A 14,980-nucleotide genomic window follows, 5' to 3' on the forward strand; every position below is an offset into this window, starting at 1 on the left:
CTGCCGATGCCGTAGCCATGCGGATTCATGACCCGCGCCTTGCCGACCCGCTGCGATGCCCCTCAGAGGCCGGCGCAGCGTCGCGCGCGGTCCAGCAGCAGATTGCGTTCGCGCAGGTTGCGGGTGAGCGTGGCGGCGCGCCGGAACTCGACCGCGGCCTCGGCATCGCGCCCCAGCCGCTGCAGCAGATCGCCGCGCACGCTGGGCAGCAGATGGTAGTGGCGCAGCGCAGGCTCGTCGGCGAGCGCATCGACCACATCCAGCCCGGCCGCGGGACCAAAGGCCATCGCCAGCGCCACTGCGCGGTTGAGTTCCACCACCGGCGAAGGCGTGAGCTGGGCGAGCGCGTCGTAGAGCGCCGCGATCCGCACCCAGTCGGTCTGCGCTGCATCGGCGGCGCGCGCATGGCAGGCGGCGATGGCGGCCTGCAGCGCGTACGGCCCATAGGCGCCGCCGAGCGCGTCGGCCCGGGCCAGCGCGGCCAGGCCGCGGCGGATCAGCAGGCGGTCCCAGCGTGCGCGGTTCTGGTCCATCAGCAGGACGGGTTCGCCGTCGGGTCCGAGCCGCGCGTGCAGGCGCGAAGCCTGGATCTCCATCAGCGCCACCAGACCATGCACTTCCGGCTCGTCCGCCATCAGCCCGGCGAGGATGCGGCCAAGCCGCAGCGCCTCGCCGCACAGTTCGGGCCGCGTCCAGTCGTCGCCCGCGGTGGCGGAATAGCCTTCGTTGAAAATGAGGTAGATCACCTCCAGCACCGACGACAGCCGCTTGGCCAACTCGCCCGCCTCCGGCACCTCGAAGGGCACCCGCGCCTCGGCCAGGCTGCGCTTGGCACGCACGATGCGCTGGGCGACAGTCGGCTCGGCCACCAGGAAGGCGCGGCCGATCTCGTCGGTGGTAAGACCGCCGAGCAGGCGCAAGGTGAGCGCCACCCGCGCCTCACGCGACAGCACCGGATGGCAGGCGATGAAGACCAGCCGCAGCAGGTCGTCGCCCACCGGGTCTTCCAGCGAGGCCCCCGGTGCCGGCGGTGCGCCGTCCGCCAGCTGGGCCTCGATCTCCCAGGTCAGCTCGGCTTCCTTGCGCTCGTGCAGCGCGCGGTGGCGGAAGTGGTCGATGGCGCGGTGCTTGGCCGCAGCCATCAGCCAGGCGGCCGGGTTGACCGGCACGCCATCGCGCGGCCACTGCTCGAGCGCCGCCACCAGCGCATCCTGCGCCAGCTCCTCGGCCAGGCCGACGTCGCGCACCCGGCGGGTGAGCGCGGCGATGATCTTCGCCGCCTCTATCCGCCAGATCGCTTCGATGCTGCAATGGGTTTCGCTCCCCATCGGACCCGGTCAGCCCGCCGTACCCATGCCGATCTCGCGCATCCGGTCTACCGCCTCGCTCGGGCCGAAGTCGTCGAGTTCGAAGAGCTGGCGCACCTCGATCTCGGCGTCCATGCCCTCGCCCACCGGGTTGGGAAAGCGCCGCGTCCATTCCAGCGCCTCCTCGCGCGACTTCACCTGGATCAGGGTATAGCCGGCGATCAGCTCCTTGGATTCGGTGAAGGGCCCGTCGATCACGCTGCGTTCCTTGCCGTGGTAACGCACCCGCCAGCCCGCCGAGCTCGGCTTCAGGCCGGTGCCGTCGAGCAGCACGCCGGCCCTGGCGAGTTCCTCGTGGTAGGCGCCCATCTCGGCGAGCAGCTTTTCCCCGGGCATGACGCCGGCCTCCGAGTCCCTGGTTGCCTTGACGATGATCATGAAGCGCATGGTCTTCCTCCTAAGCAATGCGGGTGTATTGGGCGCTCATGATCGGGCGCCATTCGCCGTCCTCGCCCTGCACCCGCGAAGTGAGCGTGCGCTGGCCGTCGTCGCCCAGCGTGATGATGTCCTGGTAGTTCGCGAGCTTGCCCTCGGCGGTGAAGCTCGGCCCCTCGGTGTCCAGCGTCAGCACCCGGCGTCCGGCGTCGAGCTGGCCGTCGTAGCGCCACATCCAGGTCATCATGGAGCCGATCCAGCTGCCGACGAAGCGGCCGCGCTGCGGGTCGAAGCCGAGCGTCATCAGCATCGCGGCACGGCCGCCGTCGGGCATGTCGCCCTCGCCTTCGCACAGCACCCACAGCTCGCCCAGCTTGCGCACCCGCTCGCTGCCCTCGCAGATCTGCGCCGGCTGGCCGGGCTCGCAGGCCATTTCGCACGCGTAGCGCCACTCACCCACCAGCCGCTGCAGCCAGCGGTGTTCCTCGCCTGCTTCGATATTCATGTTCATCCTCGTCCTCCTCCCCGGGTCTCAGGCCTGCCCCGGCACGATCACCATCCAGCCGACGCCGAAGCGGTCGACCACCATGCCGAAGCGCGGCGAGAAGAAGGTCTGGCCCAGCGGCATCTGTACCTGGCCGCCGTCGGCGAGGGCAGTGAACACGCGGTCGGCGGCGGCCGCGTCGTCCACCGTGATCGACAGCGAGAAGCCCTTGAACTCGGTCTGGCTGCTGCAGCCGCCGTCGGAGGCCATCACCGTGGTGTCGCCGATGGTGAAGGCGGCGTGCATGATCTTGTCGCCGGAGCCGGGCGCCACCGCGCCGGGCGGCGGCGGTTCGGGACTTTCCTTGAAACGCATCAGCATCGACACCTGGGCGCCGAGCGCGTCGCGGTAGAAGTTGATCGCCTCTTCACAGCGACCGTCGAAGAACAGATAGGGCTGGACCAGCATGGTTCGTCTCCTTGGGCTTGAGCTCCGGCACGGCGTGCCGGACGCTTGGCAGGACTGTGCCCTGCTCATCCCTACGTCGAACGGCGCGCAGCGCAATCGACACGCCGCCGAAAATATTTCTTATCAGCCGGCGTAGCAGGGTCCGAAGGCCCGCACTTCGACCGTCGCCCACTCGGCCGCCGGGCAGGCCGCGGCGATCTCCACCGCCTCGGCACGCGATTCGCAGGCGAGCAGGAAGAAGCCGCCGACCATCTCCTTGGCTTCGGAAAACGGTCCGTCCATGACCATGCGCCTGCCTTCGCGCACCTGGACCCGCACACCTTCCGCGTCGGAGTGCAGCGACTCTGTCGCCAGCAACAGGCCACGCGCCTCGAGGTCGGCGCCGAAGTCCAGCATGCGCTGGTAGAGCGCGCGCCCCTCGTCCTCGGTCCGCGTCTTGCGCTGCCCGGTCGGTTCCATGATCAACAGCATGTACGGCATCGACTTCCTCCTGGCTGGTGGCGCGCGGCAGTGCTGCGGCCCGTCCGCTTCCCTCTTTGTAGGTCGCGATCCGCCGGCGCGCGGGTTTTCATTTTGCCCAAATTGAAACAGCCCGACCCGGCGGCAGGAGCGCGGCCGAGCGCGAACGCACCAGCAACATCGGCAAAACTCGCCAGAACCCTTGCCACGCACGCTGTCTACAGCCATGGGGCACGGCGGTTCTCCTTTGACACCGCCTCCCCGACGCATCAGCCGGTCACGACCGCGTGCGCCACCTGCGCCGCGGCAGCCCGCCCGAAAGGGGGCCGCAAGGCCTCGTCGTCCCTTCAGGCCGGCGGTAGCGCGCGCGGATCGGACCTGTTGTCTTCTTTCAACTTTGCGAACGAAGGCGAGGTTCCCCATGCGCGACGAACTCTCCACCCGGACCTGCACCCCCTGCCAGGGTGGCATGCCTGCCCTGGACCGCAGCGAAGCCGAGCGCTATCTCAGCCATGCGCCCGGCTGGGCATTGGCCGACGACGGCCGCCGGATAGAGCGCCATTTCAATTTCCGCGATTACCGCAGCGCGCTGCGTTTCGTGGTCGATGTCAGCCAGCTCGCCGAGGACGAGGGCCATCATCCCGACATCAGCTTCGGCTGGGGGCGTGCCACGGTGTCGTGGCAGACCAAGAAAATACGGGGCCTGCACGAGAACGATTTCATCATGGCGGCCAAGACCAACGAAATCGCCGGCACGCCGGAGGAATAATCCGGCGGAATTTCCTACACTGCAGTCATCGCCCCGCCGGTGCCCGCCATGCCGCGTGTCGTCATCGCCCCCGCCATCCAGCGCCACGTAGCCTGCCCGGCCTGCGAGGTCGACGCGCCCACCGTGGGCGAGGCGCTGGCCAGCGTGTTCGCGCTGCAGCCGATGCTGCGCGGCTACCTGCTCGACGACCAGGGCGGCCTGCGCCGCCACGTCGCCGTGTTCATCGACGGCGTCGCGCTGCGCGACCGGCGCCGGCTGGACGAGGCCGTCCCCATCGACGCTGAAATTTACGTGGCCCAGGCGCTGTCCGGCGGCTGAGGCACCCCAAGGGAGGCGCATGTCATGAACGATCGCTTGCTCGTCGCCAGCCGCAAGGGCCTCTTCATCCTCCATCGCAGGGCCGGCGGCTGGCAGCTGACGGCCCCCCACTTCATCGGCGAACCGGTCAGCATGGCGCTGGCCGATCCGCGCGACGGCACGCTCTACGCCGCGCTCAACCTCGGACACTTCGGCGTCAAGCTGTGGCGCAGCCGCGACGGCGGCGCGCACTGGGAGGCCTGCGCGGTGCCGGTCTATCCGCCCCAGCCGGAAACCGCCGACCCGCCGCCACCGCCCACGCCCGACCAGCCGCCGGCGGCCCCCTGGTCGCTGCAGCAGATCTGGTCGCTGGAAGCTGGCGGCGCCGACGAGGCCGGCGTGCTGTGGGCCGGCACCATCCCGGGCGGTCTGTTCCGCTCGGCCGACGGCGGCGACAGCTGGACGCTGAACCGTCCGCTGTGGGACCGCCCGGAGCGCGCCCTGTGGTTCGGCGGCGGCTACGACTACCCCGGCATCCACTCGATCTGCGTCGATCCGCGCGACAGCCGCCACCTCACCGTCGCCGTCTCCTGCGGCGGCGTGTGGCAGACCGACGACGGCGGCGAACACTGGACTTGCACCACGCTCGGCATGCACGCCGACTACATGCCGCCCGAGCGGCGCGACGACCCGACCATCCAGGATCCGCACCGCCTGGTCCAGTGTGCCGCCCAGCCCGAGGTCATGTGGGTGCAACACCACAACGGCATCTTCCGCTCGGTCGACGCCGGTCATCACTGGGAAGACGCGGTGGCGCAGCCGTCCAGCTTCGGTTTCACGGTGGCGGCGCACCCGCTGCGGCCCGACACCGCCTGGTTCGTGCCGGCGGTGAAGGACGAATGCCGAATCCCGGTCGAAGGCCGGCTGGTGGTCACCCGCAGCCGCGACGGCGGCGCCAGCTTCGAAGCCTTGTCGGAAGGCCTGCCCCCGGCCCCCGGCTACGACCTCGTCTATCGCCACGGACTGGCGGTGGATGACAGCGGCGAGACCCTGGCGATGGGTTCGACCACCGGCGCGCTGTGGATCTCGGAAGACGGCGGCGGACGCTGGCAGTGCGTGTCGGCCCATCTGCCGCCCATCTATTGCGTCCGTTTCGGTTGAAGCCCGCGGCGCGCCCGGCGTGCCATCCGAAAACCCGCCCGCTGGAGGAACCATGTGGGAAACCCATGAGGTGTTCAACCAGGTCCCGGATCTAATCGACTACAACCTCTTCGCCACCGACACCGTGCTGCGCGAAGCGGTGGTGCGCGAAGGCGCCGCCTGGCGGGTGCCGGCGCTGGAGGCGCAGGGCGAACGTCTGGGGCGTGCCGAGACGCAGCGTCTGGCCGAACTCGCCAACCGGCACCCGCCGGTGCTGCAGACCCACGACCGGCTTGGCCACCGCGTCGACCGGATCGACTTCCACCCCGCCTGGCACAGCCTGATGGGACTGCTCTACGCCGACGGCGTGCACGGCGCTGCCTGGACGGAGCCGGGTGCCGGCGTGCACGTGGCACGCGCCGCCAGCTTCTTCCTGCATGGCCAGGTAGAGGCCGGCTCGCTGTGCCCGGTGACGATGACCTTCGCCGCCATCCCGGTACTGCGGCGCGAGCCGGCGCTCTACGCCGCGCTGGCCGACAAGCTCGCCACGCGCGACTATGACGGCCGCGACCTGCCGCTGGCGGCCAAGCGCTCTATCACGCTGGGCATGGGAATGACCGAAAAGCAGGGCGGCTCCGACCTGCGCGCCAACACCACCCGCGCCCGGCCGCTGGACGGCAGCGGCCGCAGCCGCGACTACGCGCTGGTAGGCCATAAATGGTTCTTCTCCGTGCCGACCTGCGACGCCCACCTGGTGCTGGCGCGTACCGAGGACGACACGCTCGGTTGCTTCTTCGTGCCGCGCTGGCTGGACGACGGCCGCCGCAACGCGGTGCGCATCCAGCGGCTCAAGGACAAACTCGGCAACCGCTCCAACGCCTCGGGCGAAGTGGAATTCCAGGACGCGGTCGGCACCCTGATCGGCGAGCCCGGACGCGGTATTCCGACGCTGATCGAGATGGCGGCGCAGACCCGGCTCGACTGCGTGCTCGGCAGCACCGCCCTGATGCGGCGCGCGCTGGTCGAAGCCCTGCACCACGCCCGCCACCGCAGCAGCTTCGGCCACACCCTGATCGACCAGCCGCTGATGCGCAACCTGCTCGCGGACCTCGCATTGGAATGCGAAGCGGCGACGATGCTGGCGATGCGGCTGGCCGCGACGGTCGACACCGACAGCGGCAACACGCCCGACGCAGGCGCCGAACGCTGCGCCCTGGCCCGCGCCTGGCGCCGCATCCTCGTCCCGGCGGCCAAATTCTGGATCTGCAAGCGTGCGGTCGCCTTTACCGGGGAGTGCATGGAGGTGTGGGGCGGCAACGGCTACGTCGAGGACGGCCCGATGGCGAGGCTGTTCCGCGAGGCGCCGGTCAATTCCATCTGGGAGGGCTCGGGCAACGTCATGTGCCTGGACGTGCTGCGCGCCCTGGCCCGCGATCCCGAAGGCGCGGCGCTGCTGTTGCGCGACTTCGGCGACACCTGCGCCGGCGAACCCGTTCTGGCCACCGCGCTGCATACCCTCGCCAGTGCCCTGCGCGCAGCCGCCGACAACGAATGGCAGGCGCGCTGCGTCGCCATGCAACTGGTGCTGATCGCCCAGGCCTGCCTGCTGCTGCGCCACGCGCCCCAGGCAGTGGCGGACGCCTTCATCGCCAGCCGCTTCGACCGCCGCCGCGGTCAGGTGGCCGGCCTGCTCGACGCCACCCCGGCGGCTGCCCTGCTGATCGAACGCGCCTGGCCGGATCTGTGAGCGGCGCCCCGCCCCGCGGCCGTCGCGCTTGGTGAATGCCCCCCGGCTTGTGTAAGCTTCGCCCCGGGTGTTCGTTCGGCGCTTGTCGGGCGAACAGGTTTCTCGTGTCGGTCGGGCCGCCGCACGGTGCATGAGTACGCCCGTGAACCGACACCTCGCCCTCCAGGTCCGGCTGCGCCTGCAGCCCTCCGCCGACCCCGCCCCGCCCGCCGCAAGCGCGCGCCCTGCGCCGGCTGCCCTCGCCCTGTCGCCCTGCATTGCACGCGGCCGGCTGCGCCCGCCACCGCGCGAGCCGCCCGCACCCGCCAGCGCCGTATCTCCCCGTAACGCCCGCACGCTGCAACCCACCGGCTGCGGCGCAGCCCGCTCCCACTCACCCCGATTGCCAGGAAACGCATGAATCCAACGACCATCCAGCTCGTCGGCGCGACGCTCTTCGCGCTCGCCATCGTGCACACCTTCTCCACCAAGTTCTTCGAGCACCTCGCGCATACCCGGCCCAAACATGCCGGCCTGTGGCACCTGCTCGGCGAGGTCGAAGCGGTGTTCGGCTTCTGGGCCATCGTCCTGATCGTCTTCATGGGCTTCGCCGTCGGCAAGGACGCCGCGGTCGAATACCTCGACACCCGCAACTACACCGAACCGATGTTCGTGTTTGCCATCATGGTGGTGGCCGCCAGCAAACCGGTGATGCAGTTTGCATCGGCCATCGTGCGCATCGCCGCGCGCAGTCTGCCGCTGGCCGAACCGGTGGCGGTGTTCTTCACCATCATGGCGGTGGTGCCGCTGCTCGGCTCCTTCATCACCGAACCGGCGGCAATGACGCTGGCAGCGCTGATGCTGCGCGAGCGCTACTACAGCCAGGGCATCTCCAGCCGGCTGATGTATGCCACCATCGGAACGCTGTTCGTGAACGTCTCCATCGGCGGCACGCTCACCAACTTCGCCGCGCCGCCGGTGCTGATGGTGGCCACCACCTGGAACTGGGATTCGCTCTACATGCTGTCGCACTTCGGCTGGAAGGCGGCGGTCGCGGTCGTGGTGAACACCCTCGCCCTCACGCTGATCTTCCAGCAGGAACTGCGCAAGCTGCCGCCGGCCGAAGTGGGTGCCGGCCGCGAGGTGCCGCTGACCATGGTGGGCGTGCATCTCTTCCTGCTGTTCCTGATCGTGGCCTTCGCCCACCATCCGCCGGTCTTCCTCGGCGTCTTCCTGCTGTTCATGGGCCTGGCCACCGCCTACCCGCGCTACCAGGAAAGGCTGATCCTGCGCGAAGGCCTGATGGTGGCCTTCTTCCTCGCCGGCCTGGTGGTGCTGGGCGGGCAGCAGGCCTGGTGGCTGCAGCCCATCCTGACGCAGATGGACGCGACCACGGTGTACTTCGGCGCCACCGCGCTCACCGCCATCACCGACAACGCGGCGCTGACCTACCTCGCCTCGCTGGTGGATGGACTGAGCGTCGAATTCAAGCAGGCAGTAGTGGCCGGCGCGGTGACCGGCGGCGGCCTCACGGTGATCGCCAACGCGCCCAACCCGGCCGGCATGTCCATCCTGCGCAAGAACTTCGACGAGGAAGCGGTCAATCCGCTCGGCCTGCTGTTCTCGGCGCTGCCGCCGACGCTGGTGGCAATCCTGGCCTTCCGCCTGCTGTAGTCCGCATCGGCCGACGAAGCCGGGATCGATGAAGGAATGGCACGGTCCGTTCCCGGTTTTCGTCGGCGATGTGTAGGCAGTTATCGGCGCGGTACCGGAACGCCAACAATCCGAGGCGGCGAGCGCCCGCAAAAACCGCGCCGCGCCTGCGCGCTGCCGTCTGGCGTACCATCGCCGGCGATGCCGTTTGTATCCGTCATCGCACTTGAGCCGGGCCATGCGCATGCGCTAGCCTGCCGCTGCTCCGATTCCGCCGCATCGCGGCACCTTGCCCGCACTGCCGATGACCACCCAGCTCTCCCCCGCCGCCCGTCCCCGCCTCAGCGCCGAAAGCATCCTCGACGACCTGCTCGCCGCCGGCCAGATCGCCCGCAAGGATCGCGACGACACGCTGGCCGTGCTGCGCATGCGCAGCCGCAACGACCTGCATCCGCTGCAGCTCATCGGCGAACGCCGGCTGGTGCGCGCAGTGGCGCCGCACGACGTGCTCACCACCGAGGTGCTGACCGAATGGCTGGCCGGGCAGACCGGCGTGCCCTACTTCCACATCGACCCGCTCAAGATCGACGTGTCCTCGGTATGCGGTCTGGTATCGCATGCCTACGCCACCCGTTTCGGCATCCTGCCGGTGGCGGTACAAGGCAACGAAGTCACCATCGCCACCGCCGAACCCTACGAGACCGAATGGGTATCGGTACTGGAGCAGGTGCTGCGCATCCGCATCCACCGCGTGCTGTCCAACCCGGCCGACATCCTGCGCTTCCTCGCCGAGTTCTACAGCCTGGCTCGTTCGCTCCGGCAGGCCACCGACAAGCACCAGGACATTCCCACCGGCATCGGCAACTTCGAACAGCTGGTGCAGCTGGGCAGCAAGAAATCGCTCGATGCCAACGACCAGGCCATCGTGCACATCGTGGACTGGCTGCTGCAATACGCCTTCGAGCAGCGCGCGAGCGACATCCACATGGAGCCGCGGCGCGAGATCTGCAATGTGCGCTTCCGCATCGACGGGGTGATGCACCTGGTCTACCAGACGCCGCCGCCGGTGATGGCCGCGATCACCAACCGCGTCAAGCTGATGGGCCGCATGGACGTGGTGGAGAAGCGCCGCCCGCAGGACGGCCGCATCAAGACGCGCTCGCCCAAGGGCGACGAGATCGAGCTGCGCCTGTCCACCATGCCCACCGCCTTCGGCGAAAAGCTGGTGCTGCGCATCTTCGACCCCAGCCTGCAGCTCAAGTCCTTCGCCGACCTCGGCTTCGGCCGCGACGACGAACTGCGCTGGCGCGGCCTCTACCAGCAGGCCCACGGCATCATCCTCGTCACCGGCCCCACCGGCTCGGGCAAGACCACCACGCTGTATTCCACCCTCAAGGAAATCGCCACGCCCGAGATGAACGTGTGCACGGTGGAAGACCCGATCGAGATGATCTATCCCCACCTCAACCAGATGCAGGTGCAGCACAACATCGGGCTCGACTTCGCCAGCGGCGTGCGCACCCTGCTGCGGCAGGACCCGGACGTGATCATGGTGGGCGAGATCCGCGATCTCGAAACCGCCGAGATGGCGGTGCAGGCCGCGCTGACCGGCCACCTGGTGCTGTCCACCCTGCACACCAACGACGCCCCCACCGCCATCACCCGGCTGATGGACCTCGGCGTGCCGCCCTACCTGATCCGCTCCACCCTGCTCGGTGTGCTCGCCCAGCGTCTGGCGCGCACGCTGTGCCCGCACTGCAAGCAGCCGACGCCGCCGTCCGAAGAAGAATGGAACGACCTGGTGAAGCCGTGGAAGGCGCCGGTGCCGCAGCACGCTAAAGGCCCCAAGGGCTGCCTCGAATGCCGCATGACCGGCTACATGGGCCGCACCAGCATCCACGAGATGCTGGTGATGTCGCCCGCCCTGCGCCGCATGGTCCAGCCCGGCATGGACCTCGCCCCTTTCCGCGAACAGGCGGTGCGCGAAGGCATGCAGCCGCTGCGCCTCGCCGGCGCCCGCCACGTCGCCGCCGGCAACACCACCGCCGACGAAATCGCCCGCTGCACGCCGCCGGCGAACGAGGGCTGAAGCGGCCTCCGCCGCGCGTCGTCGAGCACAACGTGGAGCCCCGGCGGCACGCTCGAAAATCGCGGTTGCCCCCGCCCCTGCGCTGTCCTATAACCGGAGTGCAGCCCGGTTATCAGACGATAAAGGACAAGGACGTGGGAAGGAACACTGCGTGTTCGCCCTGCGACCTCCGACCCGGTGACGCCGAAGAACGGAACATTGACCCTTCCGTTGGCGCCCGGCAGGCAACACGTCGATAGCCGGGTTGTTCGTTTGTCCGGGCCTAGGGCCTGGCGTCGCGCGCTAGCCGGGGCTTCATCCGCAGGGCCGCGAGCAGCGCCAGCACGAAGGTGAGGTGCCCTACGTTTTCCGCCTTCTAAGCAGTCGCCTTCATGCAGTCATTTCCTGCTGATCCTGCCGTTCGATCCAGTTCTGAAGGAACGTGGTCGGTGACAGATATCCCAAGGTGGAGTGGCGGCGGCTCCGGTTGTAGAACACGGCGATGTACTGGAACAAATCACTCGTGGCTTCGTTGCGAGTCGCATAGCTCACGCCATGAACCTGCTCGTTCTTAAGGCTGTTGAAGAAGCTCTCGGTCGGGGCGTTGTCCCAGCAGTTGCCCTTGCGCGACATCGATCTGCGCATGCCGTAGGTAGCCAGGCAGGCCTGGTAAGCATGACTAGCGCATTGGCTTCCGCGGTCAGAGTGAAACAGCACCCCGGGTTCGGGCCGACGGCGGAACCACGCCATCGACAGCGCATCGAGTAGCAGGTCGGTCGTCATCCGCGACTTGATCGACCAACCGATCACCTCGCGGTTGAACAGATCGATCACAACTGCCAGATACAGCCGCGGCGATGTAGGTGATGTCGCCCGTCCACACGCGATTCGGGGCTTCAGGTGCGAAGTGGCGATCCAGCACATGCCGCCACGGGCAGGCTGTGCCTGGAGTCCGTCGTCGCCTTGTAATGCCGCTTGTGCCGCGCCCGGATGCCGTTCTCACGCATCAGGCGTTCGATGCGCGGCAAACCGATCCGGTAGTCACGCCCACGCAACTCGGCGTGAATGCGCCTGGCGCCGTACGCCTGCCGAACCTCTTGGTGAATCGTGCGGATCAGAACCAACGCCTGGCCGTCGGTCAGTCGTCTGCGGTCCGGTGTGGCGCCGCCCTGCCAGGCCCGAAAGCCGCTCTGGCTCACTATCACTCAAGCTCGTTTCTTGCCTCTCAACAGAAAACCAGACACTAGTTCTAGAATCCACACAGCAAAAAAATAGATCGACACCATCAATGCAAACCCACCCTCCCGCCATACATAAGCAGAGAAGGCTGAAACCATCACAAGAACAAATTGCTTCTTAACCCCATCACTTGACCTCTCTTGGTAGGCACCAAACCACACAAAAGCGAGTAGATACCTTACGCATGCAAGAAAAATCAAAATAATGACAAACTCAAGACCACTATCTTCCTGAAAAAAAAATAAGCGATAGAAGGAATTGCAAAATCCAAAACACTCGGGTAACGGAAGACTCTCACCTCTAGATCACCCCAATAAAAATCAGAATTTCTATAAAATTGCATGCCCCGGCATCACACAGCCCGGAGAAATACTAAGAACGACATCACCATTGCATCATCACATTGAGATTATTCGCTAGAGTAGCCGCTTCCCCGACACAGACAATGCTAATTTCATACACCTCCCTTACCAACCAGGAGGAACACAGATGCGCAAGCCATACCACCGAAGAATGCATTCATTAATCTAGAAAGCGCGAACAGAACACACATTCTCCTAATACTAACGTCCCCCGAAGCCCAAGCATTGCAAACAACAATCTGAATATTGTCATAGCTGACATCACCACCCAATACGCGGCCTTGCACCCGGATATATATACTCAAGGAAACAATAAGACCCAACATAGAAAACAGCGCAACTATTTTAATGACATTTTCTGGCAGACCACCGAAAAAAAATATGCAAAAAGATAGACTCCAATCCATCCAAACAAAGACAGGATTCCAACGCACTCATTAATTTCAACAGATCGGTTGACGTACCAATCAACACCCTTTCTTATATCTCGGCAAAATAAATCGTATCCCCCTATTCTCCTCATCAAGCACTACCTCCCAATATTAAAATCCCAAACACTGCTGTTGACCTCATCCGAGTTCATGGCACCGAAGCGCTTGCGCCACGTGTAAATCATCTGCTCGCTCACGCCGTGCTTCTTCGAAACCTCCGCGACCGGCGAGCGATCCGCCTCCCGCAGGATCTTGACCATCTGTTCTTCGGTAAAACGGCTCTTGCGCATGACTTCCTCTTCCTCCTGGAAGCCATCCTCTTAGTTTCAGATGGTCCGAAAAGCCCGGAGCAGGTCAATCCCACTCGTCCTCGATTGAGATTTCATCTACCGAACACAACCGCAACGACTGCCCTGAAGTAATGCCCGACAAACAGGGAAAATTGGGCCGACAACAATGAAAAGCCCGCAGGAGTGCTTTCGAACAGCCGACCGGGCCCTCTGACGTTCAACCCCAGGAAAGCCAACGCGAGAATAAGCACGGTATAGAAAACCATGAATACGGCGGTATTTTCCACGCCCCTCTTCCGGACACTAGCGAACACCTCATCGCCCCTGACGACGAAGTACGTCGCAAACACGACGGGTATCAGGCACACCATCAATGCAGCCTGAGATTTCGCTGCCGCGACACTGAAAAGCGCGTCGTTTTCCATTCGGCGCAGAGTTGGCACATATCCCTGGAGTACATCGGCCAGAAGCGCCAGCTCGTCGGCGAAATATCCTCGCAACACCAGCTGCATCACCGCCTGACTGATAAGCAGCCACGCGACGATTACCGCCTCATTCCGGTAATTTCCGACAACTTCGCGAACATCCATACATCCATTCATCCATAGATCGGCACTCGCCTAAGACAGCGCCTCCTGAGCCAGCCAGCCATCGCAAACCCGTTCCGCGACATGACACTCACGAAGCATCATGCCTATGGGATTATCGATAGTTGCATGGTGCCCGATACAGGCACCTCCGGTAATGACAGATGTCACGCAATAGCGCCTCGCCATCCCGGCACGATGCTCTTTACATCCGCGAACGCCGCCACAGACCGGCGCCTTGCGCCCGATGCCTGAGGGGCGGCCGAGCGTGGCCATGCTGAAGCCCTTGATAGTGCAAGCAGCCTCGGAATAGCGACCTACACGCTTACCGACCTGACGATGTGCTCGCGCAGCCATTGGTGCGCCGGGTCGCGGTGGACGCGTTCATGCCAGAGCATGAGCATTTCGAAGCCCGGCACCTCCAGCGGCGGCTCTACCACCTGCAGCGCGGGATTACCGCGCACCAGGCGCGACGGCACCAGGGCCACCAGATCGGTGCTGCTCAGCACCGCACCGAGGAACAGGAAGTGCGGCACCGACAGCACCACCCTTCGTGTCATTCCCAGCGCGGTCAATGCGGTATCCGTCACACCGTGAAAGCCGCCGCCGTCCGGTGACACGATGACGTGATCCAGTTCACAGAACTGCGCCAGCGTCGGGCGCCGCTTCAAGCGGGGATGCCCGGCGCGGCCGGCCAGCACATAGCGCTCGGTGAACATCGACCTGCGCCGCAAAGCGGGCGGCGCTTCCGCGCTGATGTGGAAGGCCAGATCGATGCCGCCCTGCTCGGCCTGCCGCGCCAGCATCGGCGGATTCAGTTCCAGGATCGCCAACCTCGCCGCCGGTGCGGCCGACCGCAGCCCGGCCAGCGCCGGCAGCAGGATCGTGGATTCACCGTAATCCGACGCCGCCACCCGCCAGGTATTGCTGGCCTGTGCGGGATCGAAGGGCGTGGAAGGTGCGACCGCCTGCGCCAGTGCTTGCAGCGCCTGCCGCAGCGGCTCGCGTAATTCATCGGCGCGGGCGGTAGGCCGCATGCCCCGCGGGCCGGGCAGCAGCAGCGGATCGCCGAAGAGTTCCCGCAACTTCGCAAGCTGCACGCTCACCGTTGGCTGCGCCAGATGCAGGCATTCGGCGGCGCGGGTGACGTTGTGCTCGGTCAGCAAGGTGTCGAGCGTAACCAGCAGGTTCAGGTCGAGACGGCTTAGCGAATTGCTCATGGCAATACCAGATATTCGAGGAATTCATTTCAAGAATATCTCAGG

Annotated in this window: 13 protein-coding genes and 2 pseudogenes; 6 read left to right on the plus strand and 9 right to left on the minus strand. The window is 66.1% G+C overall.

Annotated features, from left to right (window positions below):
- Positions 1-62: 62 nt before the first annotated feature.
- The 5 genes from CJ010_RS14815 to CJ010_RS14835 form a co-directional block, all read right to left on the minus strand.
- Complete coding sequence (locus CJ010_RS14815; RefSeq protein ID WP_141018746.1) at positions 63-1,328, minus strand: RNA polymerase sigma factor; 1,266 nt, start codon at positions 1,326-1,328, stop codon at positions 63-65.
- Positions 1,329-1,337: 9 nt separating this feature from the next.
- Entirely contained in the window at positions 1,338-1,754 is a 417-nt protein-coding gene (locus tag CJ010_RS14820; RefSeq protein WP_141018747.1) for a YciI family protein, read from the minus strand.
- Positions 1,755-1,764: 10 nt separating this feature from the next.
- Positions 1,765-2,247 carry a DUF1579 domain-containing protein gene (locus CJ010_RS14825; protein WP_141018748.1) on the minus strand — a complete coding sequence of 161 codons (483 nt, stop codon included), beginning with the start codon at positions 2,245-2,247 and terminating at the stop codon, positions 1,765-1,767.
- Positions 2,248-2,274: 27 nt separating this feature from the next.
- Positions 2,275-2,694: a VOC family protein gene (locus tag CJ010_RS14830; protein ID WP_141018749.1), complete on the minus strand. Its 420-nt coding sequence runs from the start codon at positions 2,692-2,694 to the stop codon at positions 2,275-2,277.
- A gap of 123 nt (positions 2,695-2,817) precedes the next feature.
- On the minus strand, positions 2,818-3,174 hold the full coding sequence (locus tag CJ010_RS14835) for a YciI family protein (RefSeq protein ID WP_141018750.1): 357 nt from the start codon (positions 3,172-3,174) through the stop codon (positions 2,818-2,820).
- A 400-nt stretch (positions 3,175-3,574) separates the two neighbouring features.
- Between CJ010_RS14835 and CJ010_RS14840 the strand changes: the two genes are divergently transcribed.
- The 6 genes from CJ010_RS14840 to CJ010_RS14865 all read left to right on the plus strand — a co-directional run bounded on the left by CJ010_RS14840 (position 3,575) and on the right by CJ010_RS14865 (position 10,827).
- Complete coding sequence (locus CJ010_RS14840) at positions 3,575-3,922, plus strand: 4a-hydroxytetrahydrobiopterin dehydratase (protein WP_141018751.1); 348 nt, start codon at positions 3,575-3,577, stop codon at positions 3,920-3,922.
- 48 nt (positions 3,923-3,970) lie between these two features.
- Positions 3,971-4,240, plus strand: a complete 270-nt coding sequence (locus tag CJ010_RS14845; RefSeq protein ID WP_141018752.1) for a MoaD/ThiS family protein — start codon at positions 3,971-3,973, stop codon at positions 4,238-4,240.
- A gap of 24 nt (positions 4,241-4,264) precedes the next feature.
- A complete protein-coding gene (locus tag CJ010_RS14850; protein WP_141018753.1) occupies positions 4,265-5,380 on the plus strand; it encodes an exo-alpha-sialidase in 1,116 nt (371 codons plus the stop codon).
- Between the two features lie 52 nt (positions 5,381-5,432).
- Entirely contained in the window at positions 5,433-7,106 is a 1,674-nt protein-coding gene (locus tag CJ010_RS14855) for an isovaleryl-CoA dehydrogenase (RefSeq protein WP_141018754.1), read from the plus strand.
- A 396-nt stretch (positions 7,107-7,502) separates the two neighbouring features.
- Positions 7,503-8,759, plus strand: coding sequence for a putative Na+/H+ antiporter (locus CJ010_RS14860; RefSeq protein WP_141018755.1), 1,257 nt, complete (start codon positions 7,503-7,505; stop codon positions 8,757-8,759).
- Positions 8,760-9,042: 283 nt separating this feature from the next.
- Positions 9,043-10,827, plus strand: a complete 1,785-nt coding sequence (locus CJ010_RS14865) for a GspE/PulE family protein (protein WP_141018756.1) — start codon at positions 9,043-9,045, stop codon at positions 10,825-10,827.
- 369 nt (positions 10,828-11,196) lie between these two features.
- Here CJ010_RS14865 and CJ010_RS14870 read toward each other — a convergent pair.
- The 4 genes and pseudogenes from CJ010_RS14870 to CJ010_RS14885 all read right to left on the minus strand — a co-directional run.
- Positions 11,197-12,005: pseudogene (locus tag CJ010_RS14870) on the minus strand (IS3 family transposase); the annotation flags it as partial.
- A 967-nt stretch (positions 12,006-12,972) separates the two neighbouring features.
- Positions 12,973-13,128 (minus strand): annotated as a pseudogene (locus CJ010_RS14875) (transposase); the annotation flags it as partial.
- Between the two features lie 92 nt (positions 13,129-13,220).
- Positions 13,221-13,718: a hypothetical protein gene (locus tag CJ010_RS14880; RefSeq protein WP_141018757.1), complete on the minus strand. Its 498-nt coding sequence runs from the start codon at positions 13,716-13,718 to the stop codon at positions 13,221-13,223.
- A 314-nt stretch (positions 13,719-14,032) separates the two neighbouring features.
- Positions 14,033-14,935 (minus strand): LysR family transcriptional regulator, encoded by a 903-nt coding sequence (locus tag CJ010_RS14885; RefSeq protein WP_141018758.1) that lies wholly within the window; start codon positions 14,933-14,935, stop codon positions 14,033-14,035.
- Between the last annotated feature and the right edge of the window lie 45 nt (positions 14,936-14,980).

Source organism: Azoarcus sp. DD4 (assembly GCF_006496635.1).
Classification (GTDB): Bacteria; Pseudomonadota; Gammaproteobacteria; order Burkholderiales; family Rhodocyclaceae; genus Azoarcus.